This window comes from Sulfurospirillum sp. hDNRA2 (assembly GCF_024206095.2).
Classification (GTDB): domain Bacteria; phylum Campylobacterota; class Campylobacteria; order Campylobacterales; family Sulfurospirillaceae; genus Sulfurospirillum.
Genome location: NZ_CP159800.1, coordinates 600848 through 624717 on the forward strand (window position 1 = coordinate 600848; position 23870 = coordinate 624717).

The window sequence follows — 23870 nt, forward strand, 5'->3', positions numbered from 1 at the left end:
TGATGAATAAAACGTCCAAAATCTACGTTGCGGGACATCGTGGACTTGTCGGAAGCGCCATTGTCAAAAGCCTTACAGCCAAGGGGTATACCAATATTATCGGTAAAACGCACGGAGAACTTGATCTTACATGTCAAAAAGACGTGCAAGAATTTTTTGAAAAGGAAAAGCCCGAGTATGTTTTTCTAGCAGCCGCTAAAGTCGGAGGTATCGTAGCCAACAATACCTACCGAGCCGATTTCATCTATGAAAATTTAGCCGTGCAAAATAACGTGATTTACCAAAGCTATGTTCACGGCGTTAAAAAATTGCTCTTTTTAGGCTCAACCTGCATTTACCCCAAAAACGCACCGCAGCCGATGAAGGAAGACTCTTTACTCACGAGTGAGCTTGAATACACCAATGAACCTTATGCCATAGCAAAAATTGCCGGTATTAAAATGTGCGAGAGTTACAATCTTCAATACGGTACCAATTTCATCTCCGTGATGCCTACGAATCTTTACGGACCAAATGATAATTTCGATCTTGAAACGTCGCATGTCCTTCCGGCACTCATTCGAAAAATTCACGAAGCCAAAGTGAATCAAGAGAAGGAAGTCGAAATTTGGGGAAGCGGAAAACCGCGAAGAGAGTTTCTCTACTCCGAAGATATGGCGGACGCATGCGTATTTCTTATGGAAAACGTTGATTTTAAAGATCTGATCGGCGATAAAAAAGAGATTCGTAATACGCACATTAATATCGGAACGGGAGATGATATTAGTATTCGAGAACTAGCGGAATTGGTACGAACGATTGTCGGCTATGAAGGAACACTCGTTTACAATACGGATAAACCTGACGGAACGATGCTCAAGCGTACCGACCCTTCAAAGCTTAATGCTTTGGGTTGGAAACATAAGGTACGGCTTGAAGAAGGAATCCAAACGGTTTACGGGTGGTTTTTGAAACAAGAATGCTCTCCAAAATAAAGGCACTAAAAGAGCATCAAGGATTTATGAAGTATTTTTGTAATACTTCATGGCTTTTTGCAGAAAAAATTCTTCGTATGCTCGTTGGTCTTTTGGTCGGTATTTGGGTTGCCCGTTATTTAGGTCCAGAGCAGTTTGGACGTTTTAGTTATGTTCAGAGTTTTGTTGGACTTTTTGCAACGATTGCTACGCTAGGACTTGACGGCATCGTTGTACGCGAAATTGTGAACGATGCTGTAAAAGCGCAAGTTGTTTTAACAACAGCCTTTTGGCTCAAGCTGGTTGCCGCTTTTTTTGTATTACTGCTTCTTGCTATTGCGGTTCATTTGACCTCTAATGATGATTCTACAAATACATTGGTTTTTATTATTGCAAGTGCGACATTCTTTCAAGCGTTTAATGTCGTAGACTTTTATTTTCAAGCAAAAGTGATGAGCAAGTATGTTGTTTTTGCTAATGTCCTAAGTCTTTTTTTTTCAAGTACGATTAAAATAGCACTTATCCTTAATGAAGCTCCTTTGGTTGCATTTGCTTGGGTAGTGTTGTTCGATAGTATTATTTTGGCGATAGGCTATATTTATTTTTATCTTCAATATTCAACATTTCGGCAAATAAAAATGACATGGGATATGCCAACGGCCAAAAATTTATTGAAAGATTCTTGGCCGTTGATACTCAGCGGTATCGTCATTTCAATTTATATGAAAATCGATCAAGTGATGATACAAGAGATGTTAGGAAGCGAAGCCGTAGGTCAGTATGCTGCGGCTGTACGAATTTCGGAAGCGTGGTATTTTATACCGACGGTTATTGCAAGTTCGCTATTTCCGGCTATCATAAACGCTAAACAAGTGAGTGAAGAGCTTTATTACACAAGGCTTCAAAGGCTTTATACGTTGATGATATGGTTAGCAATATTGATTGCGCTTCCGATGACATTTTTATCACATTGGATCGTTCATTTGCTTTATGGAAGCCAATATGCTCAAGCAGGAGATGTTTTAAGGATCCATATTTGGGCTGGAGTATTTGTGTTTTTGGGTGTTGCAAGCGGTTTTTGGCTGGTTAATGAAAATTTACAAATTTTTTCTACAATTAATACATTGATAGGTGCACTTTCAAATATTGGATTAAATTATTTTTTAATTGATAGCATTGGGATACAAGGTGCGGCGTGGGCAACGCTTATTTCCTACGCTTTAGCGGCGTATATTTCATTATCTTTTTGGGATCGAACAAGAATAAATTTTATCTGTTTATCAAAAAGTATTATTTTTAAGAGGGTATTTGATGATAAAAAAATGGTTTAAAACAATTATCCCAAAACAAATACGCGATTATTTAATTGAGTTCAAAAACAATTATTTTAATGGGTATGTCACTCAATCATATTCTCAAGAAGGCGAGGATATGGTTTTAAATCGGCTATTCTCGCATCAAGCAAATGGATTTTACGTTGATGTCGGAGCGCATCATCCAAAGCGATTTTCAAATACTTATCTTTTTTACCGTAAAGGTTGGTACGGTATCAATATCGATGCGATGCCAAACAGCATGAAAGTTTTTGATAAAATGCGCCCTCGCGATATAAATATTGAGGCTCCCGTTTCAGATACTAACCAAGAACTTACTTATTACGTTTTTAATGACCCTGCATTGAATGGATTTTCCGAAACACTAACCCAAAAACGCGAAGATGAGGGCGTGTATTTTGTTACATCGAAAATACCGTTGCAAACATATACGTTAAAAGAGATTTTTGATGCCAATTTGCCCAGCGGACAAAAAATTGATTTTTTATCCATCGATGTTGAAGGATGGGATTTTAAAGTTCTTAAATCGAATGATTTTTTAACACATTGCCCTAAAGTCGTTTTAGTTGAAGTTCTTGAAACCGACGAGATGTGCTTAGGCGACAATGAAATCGTAAAATTTATGACGAATTTAGGCTATAAGGTTTATGCCAAGACGGTCAATACCGTATTTTTCGTGCATAGAATCTATTTTGAAGAAGTGAAAAACAAATGACTTTAGCCCCTATCGTTTTGTTTACCTATAATCGCCTTTGGCATACGAAGCAAACCGTTGAAGCGTTACAAAAAAACGCATTAGCAAACGAGAGTGAACTTTTTGTCTACAGCGACGGCGCAAAAAACGATGCGGCATCTTTACATGTAAGAAATATAAGAGAGTATCTTCAAACGATAGAAGGGTTTAAAAAAGTCACCGTTATCGAGCGAGAAAAAAACTGGGGATTGGCAAATTCCATTATCGACGGTGTTACAAATATCGTCAATCAATACGGAAAAATCATCGTTCTTGAAGATGATTTGGTAACGAGTCCTTGTTTTTTAACCTATATGAATGAAGCGCTTACCTTGTACGAAAATGAGCCTAAAGTCATTTCGATTCACGGTTATATTTATCCCGTTGCAGATCTTCCTGATACGTTTTTTTTAAAGGGTGCGGACTGTTGGGGTTGGGCGACGTGGAAGCGAGGCTGGGATGCGTTTGAAGCAAACGGGCAGAAACTCTTAGATGAAGTCTCTAAGCGCAAACTTCAAAAAGAAGCGGATTTTGACGGTGCGTATGCCTATACGCAAATGCTAAAAGATCAGATTCAAGGGAAAAACAACTCATGGGCGATACGGTGGTATTTTTCGGCATTGCTTCAAGACGCTTTAACGCTTTATCCGGGGAAAAGTTACGTGCAAAATATCGGTTTAGACGGACAAGGCACCCATTGTAGTGCTACAACGGTTTACGATGTAGCTTTAAATTTTGATGTTGCGCTCAATAACGTGGCTATCAGAGAGGATAAAGTGGCTAAGGCAAAAATCAGAGGCTACTTTTTGCAATCAAAACGCAATATTTTTGAAAAAATCATTACTAAAATAGTGGGATATTTACGTCATGCGAACATGGGTTAAAGAGCTGTTGCCACCTTTTGTATTGCGATATTTGAGGCGCTTGAAACACCGTCGATACGGATGGCTTGGAAATTATGCCTCATGGGAAGAAGCAAAATGCGATGCTGGAAGCTACGATAATGAAAAGATTATCGAAAAAGTCTATGACGCGATAAAGCAAGTAAAGGAAGGTAAGGCTGTCTATGAGCGTGACGGCGTTTTATTTGATACGATAGAATATTCGTGGCCGCTTTTGAGTGGCCTTATGTACGCGTCTTCACGAACGCAAGGAAAGTTACATGTTGTTGATTTTGGAGGAAGTTTAGGAAGTACCTACTTTCAAAATAAAAAATTTTTAGACGGCTTAAAAGACGTTTCATGGAATGTCGTCGAGCAAAAACATTTTGTCGATTTGGGCATCAAAGAGTTTGAAACAAAAACATTAACGTTTTTTTATGACGTTAAAACATGTGTGACACATCAAAAGCCTAATGTTCTTTTGCTTTCAAGTGTTCTTCAATATTTAGAGAAGCCTTATGAATTTTTGCACGAGATTTTTGCGTATGACTTTGAGTATATTATCGTTGATTTGACACCGTTTTCAAAAAGCGGGAAAGAGCGCCTATGTGTTCAACATGTGCCTCCTCAAATCTACGAAGCAAGTTATCCTTGCTGGATATTTGCTCAAGATCCGTTTAACGCTTTTTTTGAATCAAACTATGATTTGGTCGAGGAGTTTCACGCTATGCCGGAATTAATCATTTATTTGTCTGAAAATGACGAGGCAATTTATAAAGGCTTTATCTATCAACGGAAAAATCGATGATAAAAGAACTCTTAACGCATAACGAATTTAAACATAAGCCGCCCGTCTTGGTGGATGTGGGAGCTTCTGGTGCACTGCATACTTCTTGGAAAATGTTAGCGCCTTATGCTATTTGCATTGCGTTTGATGCGGATGAGCGTGAGACGCAATTTGTCGAAAGCACGACGGCAGGCTATCGAAGATTGTATGTTTTTAATAAACTTGTTGCCGAATCCACACACGATACGCCTTTTTACTTAACCAAATCTCCGTATTGTTCAAGCCGTTTAAAACCTAATCAGCAAGAGCTTAAACACTGGGCGTTTAGTGAACTTTTTGATATAGAAAAAAGTGTCACCATGCAAGCGACGAGTGTGAATGAGGCATTAAACGTTTTAGGCCTTGACTACATTGATTGGTTTAAAACGGATTCCCAAGGTACGGATTTAAGAATTTTTAATTCCCTACCTTCTTTACTTCGCCAAAAAATAGCGATTGCTGAGTTTGAGCCAGGCATTATCAACGCTTATGAAAAAGAAGATTTTTTATTTGAAGTATTGCGTTATATGGCGCAAGAGCCTTTTTGGCTCATGCGTATGACTCCTCGCGGAACACAACGCATAAGCCGTAGTTCGATGAAGCAATATTTTCCCAATTTTATCGACAGGTTATACGATTTTCGCTACGTATTGGAAGAATCGACGGCATGGGCTGAATTAACATATATGAATACCTATGCTCAAGAAGAGTCATTTGACAAAAGAGAGTACTTGCTAGGTTGCGCAATAGCACTTTCTTTAAAGCAGTACGGTTTTGCGATTGATTTGGCGCGTCAAGCATTGACATCGTATCACGATGAGGTTTTTGAAAAAGCCTTGATGTATGCACTTTCACGTATGAGGCGAAAGATACCGCTAATCTATGCGCATAAAGTATTCAATAAAATCCGAAGGCTTTTTCATGGCTCAGTATAACTTTTGCACCCTTTTTGATAGTGCTTATTTAACGCGCGGACTTGCCATGTATGAGTCACTCAGTGTGCATTGTAAAAAGTTTCATCTTTATATTTTTGCGTTTGACGATTTGTCGTTTGAAACACTTGTGAAATTAGACCTTGAGCATGCTACTATCATCTCGTTAGAAATGTTTGAGGACGAAACACTTAAACGCATCAAACAAGAAAGAACGAAAGGTGAATACTGTTGGACATGTACGCCTTTTGTGATTCGTTACGCGATTGAGCGCTTTGGGCTTGAACATTGTACCTATCTTGATGCCGATGTGTATTTTTTTTCCGATCCATCCGTTTTGGTCAACGAGATGCAAAATGCGTCGGTTTTAATTACTGAACATCGCTATACGCCGATGTACGACCAAAGTGCGACTAGCGGTATTTATTGCGTCCAATTCGTAACATTTAAGAACGATGAGCGTGGTATCAAAGTCCTCTCATGGTGGCAAAACGCGTGTAGCGAGTGGTGTTTCGCTCGTTACGAAGACGGGAAGTTTGGAGATCAGATGTATTTGGATCATTGGACGAGTATGTTTGATGGAGTGCATGTTTTACGTCACTTAGGCGGCGGCGTTGCACCGTGGAACATTCAGCAATATACTTTGGTGCAAGAAGGCTCAACATTATACGGTATCGAGAAAAAAACATATGCAAAATTTGAAGTTATCTTTTACCATTTTCACGCATTACGTTTTTTGAATAATGACCAAATAGAATTGAGTGTGTATCGTTTAAGCCAAAGCGACAGAATGTACCTTTACAAGCCATATGTCAGGCATCTTGAAATGTTAACCCATACGGTAGGCGAGCAATTTGTATTTTTACAAAAACCGGTTTCTGTTGAGGGGTATACGCTTTTATACATGCTTTCGCGTCTTAAAGAAGATTGGTTGCTGCCGTTGAAATTTTTTTACAGAAAACTTTTCAGTCGCCAAAGAATTTTTGATAAAAAGAGTTTTATCGCATGAAAACGTTACCAAAAATATCGATTATTACCGTTGTTTATAATGCTGTTACGCTTTTGGAACAAACTATTTTATCGGTTTTGGAACAAGACTATTCTTCTGTCGAATATATTATTATCGACGGTGGTTCGAGTGACGGTACGATTGCGCTCATTCAAAAATACGCATCGTATCCGGTTGTTTGGATTAGTGAAAAAGACAGTGGCATTTATGATGCGATGAATAAAGGCTTGAAACTTGTAACGGGAGAGTGGATTGTTTTTTTAAATGCAGGAGATTTTTTGGCAAGCTCGCATATTCTCTCCTTGGTTGCCTCTACAATAACGAAAAATACGAGGCTTGATTTGGTTTACGGAGGTATTTTATTAGATGCAAAAGAGGGGCTATATGTTCATCCCAAAGAGTTTACGACGTTGAATCTTTTATTTTGGGGTACAGGGACGTTGTGCCATCAGGCGATGTTCATCAAAAAAGAGAAGATAACTCCTTACTCGTTGGCGTATCGCTATAAAGCTGAGTTAGATTCCTATTTTGATTTAGTATCTCGGATTCAAGAATATAAACGCATCGATGAACCTTTTGTCGTCTATCTTACCGGGGGTGCAGGTGCTCAAAATTTTGTACGAAATCATTTAGAGGCTTTACATGTCGCTTTTAAACGTAAAGGTATTTTGAGTATTATGGCATTGCCGTTTATTGTGTACGGATTTTTCATATCGTTAGGGCATTACTGGAAGGGCAAGTATGGCAACTATTATTAATTTACCGACATTTCGCGATGATAGAGGTGCTTTAAGCGTTATTGAAAAGGTATTGCCGTTCGAGATCAAACGTATCTATTGGATATACGACGTTCAAAAACAAAGAGGCGGGCATCGTCATAAAAAAGCAATCCAAGCACTTGTGTGCGTTAGCGGTCAGTGTGAAATTGATATCTATGACGGAGAAAAAAAGCGTACAGTCGTGTTGGATAAACCGACTCAATGTTTGGTATTAGACCCACGTGATTGGCATACTATGGATCATTTCTCCAAGGGGAGTGTTTTATTGGTGCTTTCATCAGAATATTATGATAGAAACGACTATATTAAAGAGGCTTACGGCGAATGATCGAATATGAAAATCTTCATAAAGTAAACCAAAAATTTTTTACAGACTACCGAAAGAGTTTTGAGTCGTTTTTACAAAGCGGATGGTACATATTAGGAAATAATGTAAAACGCTTTGAAGAGGAATTTGCTCACTATCACGGAGTCAAATACTGTATCGGCGTGGCTTCAGGGCTCGATGCACTTATTTTGGCATTAAATGCATTTGCGTTTCCTCCTCAAAGTGAAATTATTGTTCCGTCTAATACGTATATCGCTACAATTTTGGCAATCATACGAAATGGTTATAAACCCGTATTGGTCGAACCTGATTTGCAAGCCTATACAATCGATCCTGCTAAAATAGAAGCAAAAATTACGCCGAATACCAAAGCGATTTTGGCAGTTCATCTCTACGGTAAAGTATGCGATATGCAGCCGATTGTCGACCTTGCAGAAGCCTATGATCTTAAAATTATTGAAGATGTTGCTCAAGCACACGGAGCGATGTATCGACATCAAAAGGCAGGAACATTCGGGGTAGGGTGTTTTAGTTTCTATCCGACTAAAAACTTAGGTGCATTAGGTGATGCCGGAGCAATTATTACCGATGATGAAACTTTATATCATGCCTTACTCTCTTTACGAAATTACGGATCATCGACTAAATATTATAATGACTATTTAGGTTTTAACTCAAGGCTTGATGAAATACAAGCAGGGTTCTTATCGATAAAGTTAAAGGCTTTAGATGAAATTAATGCACATAAGCGAGCATTGGCGCGTATTTATTTGGAATGTTTAGATGAACGTTTCATTTTGCCTCATGTTCACGAAGATTTTTTTGATGTTTACCATATTTTCAATATTCGTCATTCTAAACGTGATGTATTACGCCAATACCTTTTGGAGCACGGCATTAAAACGGAAGTGCATTATCCTTTCCCCCCGCATAAACAAGAAGCGATGAAGGGAATCTTGGAGGGTACGTATCCTCTTTCGGAGGAAATTCATGCGACAACGCTTAGCTTACCTATTTCTTATTGCCATACGAAAGAGGATATCGCATATGTGTGTGCATCTTTAAAAGCGTTTTCAGAATGAAAATTTCCATTATCACAGTTGTTTATAACAACGTAGATGTGATTAAAACCGCTATTGACTCGGTACTTTCACAAACGTATTCTAATATTGAATACATTGTTGTAGACGGTGCAAGTACCGATGGAACGATTGATATCGTGAATACTTACGGCACTCAAATCACACAGTTTATCAGCGAACCCGATCATGGAGTTTACGATGCAATGAATAAAGGTATTAAGCTTGCTACCGGAGACGTCGTAGGGTTTTTGAATAGCGACGATATGTACATACATGATCACGTCATTGAAGAAATTGTGCAAGCCTTTTATCAATCGAAGACGCAAAGTGTTTTTGCGGATTTGGTTTACGTGAGAGCGGCGAATTTGAATAAAGTTATACGCTATTACGATAGTAGTCATTGCACGCCTGAAAAATTTGCATACGGTTGGATGCCGGCGCATCCGACGTTTTTTTGCCGACGAGAGCTTTATGAGATATACGGAGCTTTTAAAACGAATTATCGAATTGCCGCCGACTTTGAATTATTACTGCGTTTACTAGCGGTCCATCGTATCAGCTATACCTATTTGCAAATGCCGATTGTTAAGATGCGCTTGGGAGGGATTAGTACATCGTTTCGAAGCCTCTATCTAAATTCTGTTGAACAACTAAGAGCTTGTCGAGAAAACGGTATTCGAAGTACGATATTTAAAATTTTGTCAAAATATCCTGCAAAAATTACAGGATATCGAAATCAGTGTTTACTACCATCGATTTAACTTCTATCGAGCTTTAAACTCTTTTTAACTATAATAGCCTAAACATGACATGTAAGGACGTACGTTGGCACTGATCGATACTTTTGTCTTGTTAAAATGCTTGACGGTTTTTAGCGTGTCGTTAGGATTAAACGTCCTTTTGGTTTATTATCAAAAACGCATCAATATTTTAGATATTCCCAACGATCGTAGTTCGCATGATCGCGTGGTTCCTCGAAGCGGCGGCATTGCTATTTTTGGTGCGTTTGTTTATGCCTTTATTCTTTTCAATCCTCTTGACAACGCGGTAGCGTTATTACCCTTGACTTTGGTTTTTGTGACAGGACTTTGGGACGATATTCGATCGGTACCCGCAAGGCTTAAACTACTTATTACGGCATGTGCCGGAGGATTGTTGTATCTGAACGGATTTGATATTCAACGGTTCGGAATCTTTTTTGGACATGAAATTGTTTTTACTTTCTGGGCGGCATTGGCGTTTTGCGCATTTGCGATTAGCGGATTTGTGAGCGCTCTTAATCTGATCGACGGCTTAGACGGGTTAGCTTCGTGTATAGCGTTAGTTATTTTAGCGGCGTTTTCTTATATCGGATGGAAATATGAAGATCTTTTTTTGTTTTATACGTCCGTAGGCTTGATCAGTGCTTTGATAGGATTTTTAGTCCTGAATTGGCATCCGGCTAAAATTTTTATGGGTGATAGCGGTAGTTTAACGATAGGTTTTATTATTGCGATGCTGACGCTTTATTCGATTCAAAAAGCGTATATAACGGCTATTTCCATTTTGCTTTTAGCGGCTATTCCGATTTTAGATACACTGATCGTGATGTTACGACGCATCCTTAACCATCAAAGCCCTCTGCATGCCGATAAAACCCATATACACCATATGATTTTTCAATTGCAAAACGGCAATACGCGAAGAACGGTTATTATTTTAGGGCTTTTGCAAGGATTTTTTTCGTATATAGGGTTAGGATTTAAAGTGCGAGACGATGTTTATATTTTCTTTCTTTATGCTCTTTGCTTTACGATTTTTTATCTTTTACTCACACCCAAAAGAGGTGCTTGATGGATTTACGTCACAAAAGTTATGTTGCATTATATTGTTTGATTGCTTTTGCGTTTAGCATTGCGATTCGTTTGATTTGGGTGTATCAGTTTAGCAATTTTGAGAGTTTTCACTATGCCGATACGTTTATGATTAACACCAACGACGGTTATTATTGGGCGGAAGGCGCGCGAGATTTGCTTGCTGGGACACATCAAAAGTTTGACGGCTCTCCCATAGATCAAGCCCCTGCTCAATTGACGTTTCTGCTTGCGAAAATAGTACCGGTTTCGTTTGAAACGCTTATTTTTTATATGCCGGCCGTTTTGGGATCGTTGATCGTTTTCCCGATGATGTTGATCGCGTATAACCTCGGTATGATCGAAGTCGGTTTCCTTGCATCGTTATTGGCGTCGATCGCGGTCAGTTATTACAATCGAACGATGATCGGGTATTACGATACCGATATGCTCAATATCGTCTTCCCGACACTTCTTTTATGGTCGTTGATTTTGGCATTACGCACGAAAGAAGATAAATATCTTCTGATAACGGCAGTAGAAATTATTGCGTATCGATGGTGGTATCCGCAAAGCTATTCGTTAGAATTTGCATATTTGGGGCTGATTTTAGTTTATGCTTTGGTGTTTGAGCGTAAAGAGTCTTTCCCGATTAAGTTAATCGCAATGATGCTTTTTGCGATGATGGGTTTGCCGATATTTGCACGTTTGATCGGTGTAAGCGTGCTTTATGCCCTCTTCAAACAAAAAAAACTTGCTTCATACGTATGGTATATTTTAGCGATCGGTAGTATTCTTTTTTTTGCAACGGGAGGTTTCTCTCCGATTTGGGCGCAATTAAAAAGTTATGTTTTTAAAGATGCGATCGACGTAAGCCAGCAAGGGCTCGAACTTCATTTCTTCTCAGTTAACCAAACGATCCGAGAAGCCGGCGATATTCCTTTTTCGGTTTTTGCGGAGCGAATCAGCGGACATACGATCACGTTTGCCGCTTCGATAGTCGGTTATGCGTTATTGGTAAGACGTTACAAAGCGATGTTGTTGGGATTGCCGCTCATGGGACTCGGCTTTTTAGCTCTTTGGGGCGGACTACGCTTTACGATTTATGCCGTACCCGTTTGCGCGTTGGGTGTTGCCTATCTCCTTTTTATACTTAGTAGCTCTATTACGGGATTTTTCGTCAATGAAACATTGGGGCGGATTCTCAAATCGGGCTTTGTCGTGACGGCAAGCTTAGCCGTTTTATATCCCAATGTCGCACATATTATCGAATATAGAGTTCCGACCGTTTTGAATAAAACCGAAGTCGAACAGCTCGCATCATTGCGAAATAACGTCGGTAGAGAAGATTATATCGTGACATGGTGGGATTACGGGTATCCGTTACGCTACTATGCCGATACGAAGACGTTGATCGATGGCGGAAAACACGGTGGCGACGTGAATTTTCCCGTTAGTTTTATGCTCACGAATACGCAAGAAAGCGCGGCACGACTTGCCCGCTTGGAAGTCGAATACACCGAAAAAGCCTTTGTAACGGCCGAAGAAAATGAAACGAAAACGAAAGAGCAGCCAAAAAAGATCATCAACAATACCGCCCAAATGAGTTTGGATTACGGTTTTAACAATGCAAATGATTTTTTAGATGCTTTGCAAACGCCTTTGAACTTACCCCAAAAAACGCGTGAAATCTACTTTTATTTACCGTTTCGCATGCTCAGTATTTTCCCGACCGTCGCACAATTTAGCAACTTGGATATTATGAGCGGCAAAACGGTTCGCCACCCTTTTTTCTATGAAACCAGTCGTTTTCAAGACGGTGTTAAGTTACTTCAACTCGGAAACGGTATCGCTTTGGATAAAGAAAAAGGAGCATTGAAAATCGGTAGTAACGAAGTTGGCGTTCGCACCTTCATTCAAACGGGATACGACGAACGCGGAACCTTTGTGAAACAACAACAATCGCTTCATCCAAACGGAGAACTCAACGTGATCTACATGCAGACGTATAATACCTTCTTAATCGTCGATAACGCCATGTTCGAATCGACCTACATACAACTTTTTGTTTTGGAAAATGCGGACGGGCGGTTTTTTGAGCCGATTAGTTTAGAACCGTATGCTAAAATATACCGTTTGAAAATTTAGTTACAATTACGAAAAATAAAAAGGTAGATGTGATGGTCATTCGAGAAATACAGCAGTTCTCCGAAGTGAGAACGCGGGCAAGAGCCTATTTGTGCTATCTTTTTACGCGTAATATACCCAATCGCATGCCAGAACCCAATCTGGACGTGATTACCGCGAGCTTAGATAAAATCGTGCATGAAGTCGACGATTTTGAAGCCTTGTACCTGTTGGATTACAAAGGCGAACAAGTCATTAACAATATCACCGACGATCCGCATAAAAAAGGCGGGCTCGGACAAAATCGTAGCGGTAAATCCTATTATTACCGTGCCGTGCGTGAAAAACGATGCGTTTTAAGCGATCCTTACCCTTCGACGTTAACGAACGACTTAACCGTCACAGCGTCGTATCCTATTTACGACGAACAAGGAGCGTTACGTTTTATCGCATGTATCGACGTCTCTTTGGAACATATCTTAAAAATTGCCCACCCTTCATCGTTGCAGTCGGGATTTGGAAAAACGTCGAAATTGATCTATACGCTTTTTTCGATCTCTTTACTGGCAATCGCGCTTTTACTGCTTTTTAACGGTATGCGAAGTTTGTTTATGCACGGACTTGCCTTCGAACTTTTGGACATTAAAGCGATGTTCGAATCGACCATTTTGATTACGCTCTCTTTGGCAATTTTCGATCTGGTAAAAACCATTTTTGAAGAGGAAGTTTTAGGGCGTAACGAAAAAGACGATACCTCCGGAATGCATAAAACGATGGTACGTTTTTTAGGCTCGATTATTATCGCGTTGGCGATTGAGGCGTTGATGTTGGTGTTTAAATTTGCGATTATCGACGCGTCGCATATCGTCAATGCGGTGTATCTCATCGGAGGCGTGACGTTTTTACTGTTTGGCTTGGCGTTTTACGTGAAATCCGTGAATCAAAAGAGAGAATTATGATAGGTTTAATCGATTACAATATGGGCAATCTTCGAAGCGTTACCAACGCGTTTGAGAAACTCGGTACGCGTATCGAAATTGTGAAAGACGCTTCACATGTAGAAGGTTACGACAAGATTATTCTTCCGGGTGTAGGTGCTTTTAAAGATGCGATGGCGTGTTTAAAAGAGCGCGAGATGGATGAAGCCGTCAAAGCGTTTGCCTCAACGAAAAAGCCTCTTTTAGGTATCTGTTTGGGGATGCAACTGTTGTTTGAAGCCAGCACGGAATTTGGAAAAACGCAAGGACTAGGACTCATTGAAGGGGAAGTCGTTAAATTTGACACGACGCGTTTTTCTCAACACCTTAAAGTACCGCATATGGGTTGGAACGAGCTTGAAGTGGTGCGAGATACGCCGCTTTTTAAGGGGATGGCACCTCGCTTTTACCTCTATTTCGTGCACAGCTTTCATGTGCAGTGCGACAAAAAATATCAAATCGGAAAAACGACGTACGGCTATGCGTTTGCGAGCGCGGTTCAAAAAGAAAATATCTACGGGTTTCAGCCGCACCCTGAAAAGTCGCATGAAAACGGCTTGGCTATTTTAAAGAATTTTGTGGAGTTATGATGGAAATTTTACCGGCGATTGATTTGAAAGACGGCAAGGCGGTGCGCTTGACAAAAGGACTGATGCAAAGTGCTACGGTCTATTCGAACGAACCGTGGGAAGTGGCAAAAACGTTTGAAGAAATGGGCTCAAAATGGGTTCACTTGGTCGATTTAAACGGTGCGTTTGCGGGTGAACCGCGCAATATGGAGCAAATTCAAAAAATTCGTAAGAAATGCAACCTCAAATTGGAATTGGGCGGAGGGATTCGTGACGAAGAGACGATTCGACGCTATGCCGATCTTGGAATCGATAGGGTTATTTTGGGCTCCGTCGCACTTAAAAATCCCGCTTTTGTGAAAGAAATGTGTCGAAAGTACCGTATTGTCGTCGGCATCGATGCGATCGACGGTTTTGTCGCAGTGGAAGGTTGGGCGGAAAAATCGACGATGTTGGCGACGGATTTAGCCAAAGAATTTGCGAATGCCGGCGTGGAAGCAATTATTTGTACCGACGTCGGGAGAGACGGCATGTTAAGCGGCGTGAATGCAGAGTTTACACTCTCCATTGCGGAAGCTTCGGGGATCGATACGATTGCCAGTGGAGGCGTTAAAAATTTGGACGATATAGTTTTACTAAAACACTCGCGTAAAGTCGCCGGTGTTATCGTCGGAAAAGCGTTTTACGAGGGTACGTTGGACTTACGCGAAGCCTTTGCCCGTTGCTCTTAAAAGAGTGCTTTAAACTAAGTTCAAACTAAAGTTCGTTAGAATGGAAGACTAAACCTTAAAGTTAAAGGAGTGACATTGAAGCTGCTTGTAGTAGACGATAGCTCGACAATGCGCCGTATTATAAAAAACACTTTACAGAGATTGGGGTTTGATGACGTGTTAGAAGCAGAACACGGCGTAGAAGCCTGGCAAATTTTGGAAAGAACTCCGGATGTAAACGTTTTGATTACCGATTGGAATATGCCTGAGATGAACGGACTTGATCTCGTACGCAAAGTGCGTGCCGAAAAAAAATACGAAAATATGCCGATCATCATGGTTACGACCGAAGGCGGTAAAGCCGAAGTGATTACCGCGCTTAAAGCCGGAGTCAATAACTATATCGTCAAACCGTTTACGCCCCAAGTCTTAAAAGAAAAACTCGAGGATGTTTTAGGTTAATCTGAATGAAACAAACCTATAACGAATTGTCCTTAACCCCTAGTAGCGAATACTCCCTTTTTATGGATTGTTTGATGAGCCTCAGCGATGAGGCTATTGAAGAAAAAGACGGTACGATGATTTTGCGTAGCGAAGAAGACCTTGAGACGATTCGCTTCGGTATGGAAACGTTTGCCCAACAACTCTCTCTCGCTTTAGATCGTTCTATAACGCTTGAAAGTACCTTGTCGGTTTGTGAGAATGAAGATTGGATCGCGCAGTATCGCAATTCCGTTCAACCGCTTTATGTCGAAAATTTATACATTCATCCCAGCTGGGTACAAGACGATCCGAACAAAATCAATGTCGTGATCGATCCGGCGTTGGCATTCGGATCGGGACACCATGAGACGACCTACGGATGTTTGTTGCTTTTACAACGCTATGTCCAACCGAATATGACTTTACTTGACGTCGGATGCGGGAGCGGGATTTTAGCGATAGCGGCTTCTAAATTAGGTGCTAAAGTCGATTTATGCGATACCGATGAACAAGCGACGCTTTCGGCGAGTGAAAATTTTCAACGCAATCATGCGACGTTTCAAACGATATGGACGGGTTCGGTACAAAAAAGAGAACGCGAATACGATATCGTCGTCGCTAATATTATCGCCGACGTATTAATCATGTTGGCTTCCGACTTGCAAAGTGCGGTCAACGAAAACGGTCTTTTGATACTTTCCGGCATTTTAGATAAATACATCGATAAGGTCGAGCATAAATTTACGACAATGCACCTTGTTGAAAAGTACCAAAAAGACGAGTGGTTTACGCTCGTTTTACAAAGGAAATAGATGAATCCCAACCCAGAAAATAAAAACGATAAAAAAAATAACTTTTTCAACCAAAATCCTCTCTTAATGTTTGCGATTTTTTCCATAATCGTTATTTTACTTTTTAAAAATTTTACCGGCGGTACGAGCGACAACGGTATGGCGGCTAATTTCAACGTTCAAAACAGTGCAACGCGTACCATTAGTTATTACGAACTTAAAGAGTTGATCCGCAACAGCCAAATCAGCTATGTGGCGATCGGACAAACGACGATCAAAGCTTTTTCCAACGAAGGTGCACAAAAAACCGTATATGTCGTTAAAAAAGTCGGCGAAGACAGTACGTTGATTCCGTTGATGGATGAAAAAAAAGTTAGTTACGGCGGTTATAACGAATCCAATATTTTTACCGAGATTCTCTTCTCATGGGTTTTACCCGTATTTGTCTTTTTCGGTATTTGGATGTTTTTAGCCAATCGTATGCAAAAAAATATGGGCGGAGGAATTTTGGGTATGGGGAGCAGTAAAAAACTCGTCAACTCCGAAAAGCCGAAAGTCAAATTCGAAGACGTTGCCGGGGTCGAAGAAGCTAAAGAAGAGGTCAAAGAGATCGTCGACTTTTTAAAATACCCCGATCGTTATATGAACTTAGGAGCTAAAATTCCTAAAGGCGTGCTTTTAGTAGGTCCTCCGGGTACGGGTAAAACCTTGCTTGCTAAAGCGGTTGCGGGAGAGGCAAGCGTGCCGTTTTTCTCGGTTTCGGGTTCAAGCTTTATCGAAATGTTCGTAGGTGTAGGCGCAAGCCGCGTACGCGATTTATTCGAGAACGCTAAAAAAGAAGCACCGGCGATCGTATTTATCGATGAAATCGATGCGATCGGTAAGAGCAGAGCCGCTAGCGGTATGATGGGCGGTAACGATGAAAGAGAACAAACGCTCAATCAGCTTTTAGCGGAAATGGACGGGTTTAGTTCGGATAAGTCTCCCGTGATCGTTTTAGCGGCAACGAATAGACCCGAAGTATTGGATGCCGCACTCTTGCGACCGGGACGTTTCGATCGACAGGTTTTAGTCGATAAGCCCGATTTTCAAGGCCGTAAAGATATTTTAAAGGTACATGTCGTCGATATTAAATTAGGAAAAGATATTAATCTTGAAGAAATTGCACGCTTAACGGCGGGTCTTGCGGGTGCGGACTTAGCCAATATTATTAACGAAGCCGCGCTTCTTGCGGGACGTAAGACTAAAACGTACGTCGAACAACAAGATCTTGTTGAAGCGGTAGAGCGTGCAATTGCGGGGCTTGAGAAAAAAAGTCGCCGTATCAATCCGGAAGAAAAACGTATCGTAGCATACCATGAAAGCGGACATGCACTTCTTGCGGAAACGACGGAAGGTGCAAAACGCGTTTCGAAAGTATCGATTATTCCAAGAGGACTTGCAGCCCTTGGATATACGCTTAACACTCCCGAAGAAAATAAATTTTTGATGCAAAAACACGAATTGATGGCGGAAGTCGACGTTCTTTTGGCCGGTCGTGCGGCGGAAGAGGTTTTTTTGGGCGAAATTTCGACGGGTGCCGGTAACGATTTGGAAAGAGCGACGGATATTATTAAAGCGATGGTGAGTATTTACGGTATGAGCGACGTTGCCGGATTAATGGTTCTTGAAAAACAACGTAATACGTTTTTAAACGGCGGAACGGTCAAAGACTACAGCGATAAAATGGCTGAGAAACTTGACGAGCACATTAAAAAAACCTTGCAAGAGCGTTATGAAGTCGTTAAAGTCCGTTTGGAAGAGTATCGAGAATGCATCGAACGCATCGTGATGAAATTAAACGAATTTGAAACGATTGACGGAGATCAGTTGCGCGAAGTCATTGCTTCGTTTGAAGAAGAAAACGGTATGCCTTCAAAACTCAAACACACTAAATCCGTTCACGAAAAACCGTTGAACGAACAACCGACGAGCCATGCGTAACGCTTTATACACGACAACGCAACCGATCGCCAAAGAGGGATGGAACCGTCTTGTTTTAACGGGAATGTTGTTGCTCCTTTCGTATGTGCTTTCGTGGCTGACGTGGTTGTTTTTCCTGCTTTTTGCATGGGCGCTTTTTTCCTATCGTAATCCTGAGCGCCTTGCAGACGAAGACGATGTGCGCGCTTTGATTTCGCCGATTGACGGAAGAGTAACGTCGATTGCGAAAACGACGCTTGAAAACAATCAAGAGATGTTGCGTATCGTGATTCGAAAATCGTTTTTTGACGTGGGATTGATTCGCGCTCCTCTTGCAATGAATGTTGTTACAACGACACATCGATTCGGTCTTTTTATGCCGCCTTCGCATGCATTGTCGTCCGTATTGGGCGAGCGAAGTATCGTGACATGTCAGGCACAAAATGACCAACTGTATATGGTTTGTTCCATCGGTGCTTGGGGAAATCCTATCGTGTTTTACCGCAAAAACGGTTCTTTTAAAGCAACGGAACGTATGGGTTTTCTCAAAGATGGGGAAATTGCCGTGCTCGTTAGTTTAGACGCGCGTATCAAGGTGGTTCTAAACGACACGGTTAAAGCGGGGCAAAGTGTGCTCGGCTATCTTGCGTATAAGGATTAAGATGAACGTTCAAAACGGGAACAAATTGCAATTGATGTATGTCTTCCCCAATCTTTTTACGGCGGCTAGTGCTTTTTTAGGCGTTATTAGCGTTATTGCTTCGGCAAATGCACAATTTGATAAAGCGGCGATTTATATTCTTTTGTCGTTAATTTTTGATGGACTTGACGGTAGAGTTGCACGATTGACCAATGCGACGAGTAAATTCGGTGCCGAATTCGACTCTTTAGCGGATATCGTAGCTTTCGGCGTTGCCCCTGCGATGTTATTTTATTTTAGTATCGCCCATGCGTACGGGAAAGTCGGTTCGCTTTTATGTGCGATGTTCGTCGTTTTCGGAGCGATCCGTTTGGCACGTTTTAACGTGATGATCGGCACGGTCGAGCCTTCCGTTTTTATCGGTGTTCCGATTCCTACCGCCGCCGTCGTTGTTGCGATGTGGATTTTATTTTATAAAGAATATCCCGCTATTCACGGCTATGAGAGTCTGATGCTGTTTGGTTTAGGCGGACTTTCGTGTCTCATGGTCAGTAATATTCGTTATCCGAGTTTCAAGAAGATCGATTTAAAGAAAGGTCATCTGATTAAAACACTGGTGTACCTTGTCGCGACGTTTTCGCTTCTGTATTTATATCCGATCGAAGTCGGAACGCTTCTGATTAGCCTATACCTTGTGTATGGCTTATTACGAGGCGTTTACACGTTCATCGTTGCCAAATACTATAAAAATTGAGTATAATACGTCCACTCTGAAGAAGTGCGTTTCACGCTCTTCTTCAAAATAGCTATTTTTAAAGGAGAAACGATGAAAAACGTTACGGCGATCGGCATTATGAAATCGATTAAATGTTTACCCAAAATTGAGATTAAAAACGCCCTCCTGCAAAACCTTCTCTCCCTCTAATTTTCTTTTTTTTCATTCATTTTTAGCGATACAGATACAATCATTTAAAGGATAACCTTATGAGCGACAATACTATTATCATTTTTGATACGACGTTACGCGACGGCGAGCAAAGTCCCGGCGCATCCATGAATACGGAAGAAAAAATTCAAATCGCCTTGCAATTGCAAAAGCTCGGCGTTGACGTGATCGAGGCGGGATTTGCCGCGGCAAGCCCGGGAGATTTTGACGCGATTGCGCGTATTAGCGAAGTGATTACCAAAAGTCGCGTTTGTTCATTGGCGCGTGCGTTGGAGAGGGATATTAAAGCGGCGGGCGAAGCCGTTTCCAAAGCAAAATTCAATCGCATTCACACGTTTATCGCGACAAGTCCGATTCACATGCAATACAAACTTAAAATGAGTCCGGATCAAGTCATTAAAAAAGCGGTCGAAGCGGTACAATACGCCAAAACTTTTTGTGAAGACGTCGAATTTAGTTGCGAAGACGCCGGACGTAGCGAAATCGGTTTTATGAAAGAGGTGCTAGACGCCGTCATCAACGCCGGAGCAACGACGCTCAATATTCCCGATACGGTCGGCTATCGCTTACCGACGGAGATGGGAGCGATTATTAAGTCGTTACACGAATTTGTAGGAGCGCGCGCGATCATCTCGGTACACAACCATAACGATTTGGGGCTTGCGGTCGCAAATTCGCTTGCATGCGTCGAAAGCGGTGCGCGTCAAATCGAGTGTACAATTAACGGGTTGGGCGAGCGTGCCGGAAATGCGGCACTTGAAGAGATCGTGATGGCACTTCGAACGCGTAAAGATCATTTCAGTGCTTACGAGACGAATATTAACATTAAAGAGATTTACCCGACCAGCCGTCTTGTCTCTTCGATTACCGGAATCGAACCGCAACCCAATAAAGCGATCGTCGGTAAAAACGCATTTTCGCATGAAAGCGGCATTCACCAAGACGGCGTTTTAAAACATACGCAAACGTATGAAATTATGAGTGCTAAAGATATCGGACTCGATAAAAACTCGATCGTTCTTGGAAAACATTCCGGTCGTCATGCATTTAAAGACAAATTGGCAAGCTTGGGATACGAATTGCAAGACGATGAAATTAACGAAGCGTTTGAACGTTTTAAAATTTTGGCGGATCAGAAAAAAGAGATTTTCGACGATGATTTACGTGCGTTGGTCGCCGAAGAGATTACGAAAATTCCTCAAGTGTTCGAGTTGCTTCGCTTGCAACTTTCCGATTGTGCTCCCGGAGGCGTCCCAAGTGCGGCGGTGACGATCAATCACGACGGTAAAGAGATTACCGATGCGGCAATCGGCAACGGAACGATGGACGCTATTTTTAAAGTAATCGATCGCGTGTGCGGCGTCAGCGGAGAGCTTAAAGATTATAAAGTCGATGCGGTTTCACAAGGCAAAGATGCTATGGCGCGCGTCATCGTCAAAGTCGTTTTCGACGAGAGCAAGCCGGCGATTATGGGGCACGGGCTAAGCGTCGATACGATGTTAGCAACGGCAAAAGCCTATATCGGGGCACTTAACAGTTACATGTCGATGCGCGATCGTTTGCGTAGCGTTCATAAAATGGAACAAGAAGGCATTTAAGCCTCCGGTCTTAAACCTTACATGTCAAAACGTACATGTAAGGTTATTTGACCAATGCGAACGTAAAATACTGCGAGATAAAACCGATATTTCCGATGCTTCGGTACTGGGCGGTCGCCGCCTCGTAATTTCCGACTTCTTGATACAGCAAACCAAGCGCGTACTTGCTCTCCACGTTGGAGGGGTCGGTCAATTTGGAAAGCTCTAAAAGCGCGATGGCGTTTTCGCTATGGCCCGCACCGATAGCCGCGACTGAGGCGAGAAATACGGTGTAGGTATCTTTCTTATGAAAATCGTCGATGAGTTTATTGTAGAGCACAAACGCTTCTTCAAAATTGTTGGTATAAATTTGCAAATATGCGAGCGTTTGCATAATCGACGGAATATCGACACGCTCTTCTTCCATGCGTTTGACCACAAAATCGCGTTTTTGATGCAATAATCCGCCGATTTGTAAGAGTTTGATGTACTGTTCTTTGACGATTTTGGGACCGTAGTAAAAAGCGTCGTAGTCTAACGGTAGTGCATTAAATTCGATTTGAATCGCTTTGGCGTATTGTTTGATATCTTGTTTGTCGTGCTTGATGTTAAACAGGATGATATTGGCAAGAATATCTTTGGGAAGTAAGGCTTGTAACTTTTGCGCATTGAGGCGATACATGCGATCGTTGCCGAGCTTTTGCGACGCGACAATGTTTAAGACAAGATGCAAGGGCGAGTCTTCTTTCTCTTTTTCAATCCAACGCGTCAGTGAAAAATGGTTGCCGTCCGTGAGGTAGATCATCGACGCGTACAGACTGTCTTGCCCGAGTGTAGGATTTTTGGTGATGCTCTCTTTCACGTCTTCGCTGAGTTTCGTGATGTCTTTGCCGATGAGATTTCCGCTCATGAGCGCAAAAACGCCGGCGAGATAGTTGCCGTTATCGAGATGGTAACTTTTGGAAAAATGGCGATATGCCGCGCCGTAATCGCCCATCTGTGCATAGGTTAACGCCAGATTGTAATGCAAAATGGAGTGGTTTTTGTATTCATCGACCATTTTCAAGAAGAGATCGTTGGCTTCGTATACGTGAAAATCAAGAGCTTTTTTGATGCCTTTGGAGATAGCGATGTTGACTTTGGAAATCGTCGAGCTGGCTTTTAAATACGAAAGAGCCGGTCCGATTTCGTCGATAAAAATATTCATACTTCCTTTTCGAATATAATCGATCGTCTGTTTCGCGTCGAAAACTTTGTACGGCGCGTAGTAAAATAAAAGACTGTAGATATTTTCGTTGTCGAAGAAAAGCTCTTTTTCAAATTCGCTTTGCGCCTTGTCCACATCAAAGAGCGTGGGTTTTAAAATTGCGTGCATTTTGTAAATCGGGGCGGCGTTTTCGTCACGTACTTTGGCGACTTCTTGGATGAGCGAAGCCGTGTTGGCAAGATTGCCGAGTTTATTTTCAACCAAAGCAAGTGCCATTTTGATGTGCGTATTTTCAGGTTCGTTGCGAAGCGCGCGTACCAAATAGTTTTTGGCTTTGCCATAATCACCGAGTTTTGCCTGTAAAAGTCCTAACGTAAACAGATCGCTCTCTTTGGCAACACCTTCTAAATCCTTGTACGCTTCTTGATTGTACGCTAAAGAGGCCAAGATTTTCGACGTAAGATAGTTTTGGTCTTCGCGGTAAAAATCGTTGGTAGGATGCGAGAGCGCACTTAAGGCTTCAACGTAAAAATTTTTATAATAATGCACCAAGCCCACGTAGTAGGAATAAAGCGGAGCATTGCTCTCTTCGGGAAGGTACGCGTATGCCAAATCGACGTAGTAGTGAAACAGCGTTGCGTCCCCCATTTCCAAAGCGCATACGGCAGCATTGATAGCACTGATGCAGCGATGCTCTTGGTTTTGAATCGCTTTTTTAAAGGCGTCCAAAGCTTCGGCGTAACTTTGTTCTTTGAGCTTGGCGACGCCGATATTGTAATACGAAATCGCTTCATTATACGTCGCAATCTTTTCGTAGAGTTTCAACGCTTCGTCTTTGTTCCCTTGCTCGTAAAGCACATGGGCTTTTTTAATCATCGAATCGACGCGGGAAGGTGAAAACTGCTCTTTGACGATCGGTTTTTCTTCGTGTTTAACGATCGGCGCGGGGGATGGTGTCGGGTGTGATTTTAATTTTAAAATCACGATGATCGCGATAATAATCGCCAGAAGAAGTACGCCCGCGGCGACTAAGAGAATCAACAGACGTTTTTTCGCGTGTTTGGCAAGTTCGTCTTCCGCATTCTCTGCGGATGCCGTCTCCTCGGAAGCTTCCTCTTCGATAGGCGCAAAGCCTTCTTCCGTAGGAGTCGAAGGATCCGCTTCGAGGATGACGACTTCTTCTTCCGCCATC

The 23870-nt window shown here is 41.7% G+C and carries 23 protein-coding genes; 22 read left to right on the forward strand and 1 reads right to left on the reverse strand.

Going from position 1 to position 23870, the window contains the following annotated elements; translation table 11 throughout:
• The first annotated feature begins 2 nt into the window (after window positions 1-2).
• From NL930_RS03185 to NL930_RS03290, 22 genes are all read left to right on the forward strand, one after another.
• Window positions 3-974, forward strand: a complete 972-nt coding sequence (locus NL930_RS03185) for a GDP-L-fucose synthase (RefSeq protein WP_254377419.1) — start codon at window positions 3-5, stop codon at window positions 972-974.
• On the forward strand, window positions 941-2284 hold the full coding sequence (locus NL930_RS03190) for an oligosaccharide flippase family protein (RefSeq protein ID WP_254377418.1): 1344 nt from the start codon (window positions 941-943) through the stop codon (window positions 2282-2284). The genes NL930_RS03185 and NL930_RS03190 overlap by 34 nt, the downstream gene beginning before the upstream one ends.
• A complete protein-coding gene (locus tag NL930_RS03195) occupies window positions 2265-3002 on the forward strand; it encodes an FkbM family methyltransferase (RefSeq protein ID WP_254377417.1) in 738 nt (245 codons plus the stop codon). Before NL930_RS03190 ends, NL930_RS03195 begins: the two co-directional genes overlap by 20 nt.
• Window positions 2999-3904: a glycosyltransferase gene (locus tag NL930_RS03200; RefSeq protein ID WP_254377416.1), complete on the forward strand. Its 906-nt coding sequence runs from the start codon at window positions 2999-3001 to the stop codon at window positions 3902-3904. Before NL930_RS03195 ends, NL930_RS03200 begins: the two co-directional genes overlap by 4 nt.
• Before the next feature lie 40 nt (window positions 3905-3944).
• Window positions 3945-4709, forward strand: coding sequence for a TIGR04325 family methyltransferase (locus NL930_RS03205; RefSeq protein ID WP_254377415.1), 765 nt, complete (start codon window positions 3945-3947; stop codon window positions 4707-4709).
• On the forward strand, window positions 4706-5662 hold the full coding sequence (locus NL930_RS03210) for a hypothetical protein (RefSeq protein ID WP_254377414.1): 957 nt from the start codon (window positions 4706-4708) through the stop codon (window positions 5660-5662). The genes NL930_RS03205 and NL930_RS03210 overlap by 4 nt, the downstream gene beginning before the upstream one ends.
• Window positions 5649-6668: a hypothetical protein gene (locus tag NL930_RS03215; protein WP_254377413.1), complete on the forward strand. Its 1020-nt coding sequence runs from the start codon at window positions 5649-5651 to the stop codon at window positions 6666-6668. Before NL930_RS03210 ends, NL930_RS03215 begins: the two co-directional genes overlap by 14 nt.
• Window positions 6665-7426 (forward strand): glycosyltransferase family 2 protein, encoded by a 762-nt coding sequence (locus NL930_RS03220; RefSeq protein WP_254377412.1) that lies wholly within the window; start codon window positions 6665-6667, stop codon window positions 7424-7426. Before NL930_RS03215 ends, NL930_RS03220 begins: the two co-directional genes overlap by 4 nt.
• Complete coding sequence (locus NL930_RS03225) at window positions 7410-7775, forward strand: FdtA/QdtA family cupin domain-containing protein (protein ID WP_254377411.1); 366 nt, start codon at window positions 7410-7412, stop codon at window positions 7773-7775. The genes NL930_RS03220 and NL930_RS03225 overlap by 17 nt, the downstream gene beginning before the upstream one ends.
• Window positions 7772-8857, forward strand: coding sequence for a DegT/DnrJ/EryC1/StrS aminotransferase family protein (locus NL930_RS03230; protein WP_254377410.1), 1086 nt, complete (start codon window positions 7772-7774; stop codon window positions 8855-8857). Before NL930_RS03225 ends, NL930_RS03230 begins: the two co-directional genes overlap by 4 nt.
• Window positions 8854-9618, forward strand: a complete 765-nt coding sequence (locus NL930_RS03235) for a glycosyltransferase family 2 protein (protein ID WP_254377409.1) — start codon at window positions 8854-8856, stop codon at window positions 9616-9618. The genes NL930_RS03230 and NL930_RS03235 overlap by 4 nt, the downstream gene beginning before the upstream one ends.
• 64 nt (window positions 9619-9682) lie before the next feature.
• A complete protein-coding gene (locus tag NL930_RS03240; RefSeq protein ID WP_254377408.1) occupies window positions 9683-10690 on the forward strand; it encodes a glycosyltransferase family 4 protein in 1008 nt (335 codons plus the stop codon).
• Window positions 10690-12837 (forward strand): STT3 domain-containing protein, encoded by a 2148-nt coding sequence (locus NL930_RS03245; RefSeq protein ID WP_254377407.1) that lies wholly within the window; start codon window positions 10690-10692, stop codon window positions 12835-12837. Before NL930_RS03240 ends, NL930_RS03245 begins: the two co-directional genes overlap by 1 nt.
• A gap of 32 nt (window positions 12838-12869) precedes the next feature.
• Entirely contained in the window at window positions 12870-13775 is a 906-nt protein-coding gene (locus tag NL930_RS03250) for a PDC sensor domain-containing protein (protein WP_060825408.1), read from the forward strand.
• Window positions 13772-14383, forward strand: coding sequence for an imidazole glycerol phosphate synthase subunit HisH (gene hisH, locus NL930_RS03255; protein WP_254377406.1), 612 nt, complete (start codon window positions 13772-13774; stop codon window positions 14381-14383). The genes NL930_RS03250 and hisH overlap by 4 nt, the downstream gene beginning before the upstream one ends.
• Window positions 14383-15093 (forward strand): 1-(5-phosphoribosyl)-5-[(5-phosphoribosylamino)methylideneamino]imidazole-4-carboxamide isomerase, encoded by a 711-nt coding sequence (hisA, locus tag NL930_RS03260; RefSeq protein ID WP_254377405.1) that lies wholly within the window; start codon window positions 14383-14385, stop codon window positions 15091-15093. Before hisH ends, hisA begins: the two co-directional genes overlap by 1 nt.
• A 75-nt stretch (window positions 15094-15168) precedes the next feature.
• Window positions 15169-15534, forward strand: a complete 366-nt coding sequence (locus NL930_RS03265) for a chemotaxis response regulator CheY (RefSeq protein ID WP_039674217.1) — start codon at window positions 15169-15171, stop codon at window positions 15532-15534.
• Window positions 15535-15539: 5 nt separating this feature from the next.
• Window positions 15540-16367 carry a 50S ribosomal protein L11 methyltransferase gene (locus NL930_RS03270; RefSeq protein WP_039674215.1) on the forward strand — a complete coding sequence of 276 codons (828 nt, stop codon included), beginning with the start codon at window positions 15540-15542 and terminating at the stop codon, window positions 16365-16367.
• A complete protein-coding gene (ftsH, locus tag NL930_RS03275) occupies window positions 16368-18329 on the forward strand; it encodes an ATP-dependent zinc metalloprotease FtsH (RefSeq protein ID WP_041962243.1) in 1962 nt (653 codons plus the stop codon).
• Entirely contained in the window at window positions 18322-18969 is a 648-nt protein-coding gene (locus NL930_RS03280) for a phosphatidylserine decarboxylase (RefSeq protein ID WP_039674213.1), read from the forward strand. Before ftsH ends, NL930_RS03280 begins: the two co-directional genes overlap by 8 nt.
• Before the next feature lies 1 nt (window position 18970).
• A complete protein-coding gene (pssA, locus tag NL930_RS03285) occupies window positions 18971-19702 on the forward strand; it encodes a CDP-diacylglycerol--serine O-phosphatidyltransferase (RefSeq protein WP_039674211.1) in 732 nt (243 codons plus the stop codon).
• A gap of 230 nt (window positions 19703-19932) precedes the next feature.
• Entirely contained in the window at window positions 19933-21492 is a 1560-nt protein-coding gene (locus NL930_RS03290; protein ID WP_039674209.1) for a 2-isopropylmalate synthase, read from the forward strand.
• A 43-nt stretch (window positions 21493-21535) separates the two neighbouring features.
• On the opposite strand, the gene NL930_RS03295 is transcribed toward NL930_RS03290, so the two are convergent.
• Entirely contained in the window at window positions 21536-23869 is a 2334-nt protein-coding gene (locus NL930_RS03295) for a tetratricopeptide repeat protein (RefSeq protein WP_254377404.1), read from the reverse strand.
• Window position 23870 lies beyond the last annotated feature (1 nt).

What these genes read in the sequence shown, in the direction of transcription:
- NL930_RS03235 (WP_254377409.1), top strand. Translation starts at nt 8,854, where the DNA reads ATGAAAATTTCCATTATCACAGTTGTTTATAACAACGTAGATGTGATT.
- NL930_RS03295 (WP_254377404.1), bottom strand. Translation starts at nt 23,869, where the DNA reads ATGGCGGAAGAAGAAGTCGTCATCCTCGAAGCGGATCCTTCGACTCCT.
- hisH (WP_254377406.1), top strand. Translation starts at nt 13,772, where the DNA reads ATGATAGGTTTAATCGATTACAATATGGGCAATCTTCGAAGCGTTACC.
- hisA (WP_254377405.1), top strand. Translation starts at nt 14,383, where the DNA reads ATGGAAATTTTACCGGCGATTGATTTGAAAGACGGCAAGGCGGTGCGC.
- NL930_RS03225 (WP_254377411.1), top strand. Translation starts at nt 7,410, where the DNA reads ATGGCAACTATTATTAATTTACCGACATTTCGCGATGATAGAGGTGCT.
- NL930_RS03290 (WP_039674209.1), top strand. Translation starts at nt 19,933, where the DNA reads ATGAGCGACAATACTATTATCATTTTTGATACGACGTTACGCGACGGC.
- ftsH (WP_041962243.1), top strand. Translation starts at nt 16,368, where the DNA reads ATGAATCCCAACCCAGAAAATAAAAACGATAAAAAAAATAACTTTTTC.
- NL930_RS03270 (WP_039674215.1), top strand. Translation starts at nt 15,540, where the DNA reads ATGAAACAAACCTATAACGAATTGTCCTTAACCCCTAGTAGCGAATAC.
- pssA (WP_039674211.1), top strand. Translation starts at nt 18,971, where the DNA reads ATGAACGTTCAAAACGGGAACAAATTGCAATTGATGTATGTCTTCCCC.
- NL930_RS03280 (WP_039674213.1), top strand. Translation starts at nt 18,322, where the DNA reads ATGCGTAACGCTTTATACACGACAACGCAACCGATCGCCAAAGAGGGA.
- NL930_RS03215 (WP_254377413.1), top strand. Translation starts at nt 5,649, where the DNA reads ATGGCTCAGTATAACTTTTGCACCCTTTTTGATAGTGCTTATTTAACG.
- NL930_RS03250 (WP_060825408.1), top strand. Translation starts at nt 12,870, where the DNA reads ATGGTCATTCGAGAAATACAGCAGTTCTCCGAAGTGAGAACGCGGGCA.
- NL930_RS03220 (WP_254377412.1), top strand. Translation starts at nt 6,665, where the DNA reads ATGAAAACGTTACCAAAAATATCGATTATTACCGTTGTTTATAATGCT.
- NL930_RS03200 (WP_254377416.1), top strand. Translation starts at nt 2,999, where the DNA reads ATGACTTTAGCCCCTATCGTTTTGTTTACCTATAATCGCCTTTGGCAT.
- NL930_RS03245 (WP_254377407.1), top strand. Translation starts at nt 10,690, where the DNA reads ATGGATTTACGTCACAAAAGTTATGTTGCATTATATTGTTTGATTGCT.
- NL930_RS03210 (WP_254377414.1), top strand. Translation starts at nt 4,706, where the DNA reads ATGATAAAAGAACTCTTAACGCATAACGAATTTAAACATAAGCCGCCC.
- NL930_RS03185 (WP_254377419.1), top strand. Translation starts at nt 3, where the DNA reads ATGAATAAAACGTCCAAAATCTACGTTGCGGGACATCGTGGACTTGTC.
- NL930_RS03230 (WP_254377410.1), top strand. Translation starts at nt 7,772, where the DNA reads ATGATCGAATATGAAAATCTTCATAAAGTAAACCAAAAATTTTTTACA.
- NL930_RS03195 (WP_254377417.1), top strand. Translation starts at nt 2,265, where the DNA reads ATGATAAAAAAATGGTTTAAAACAATTATCCCAAAACAAATACGCGAT.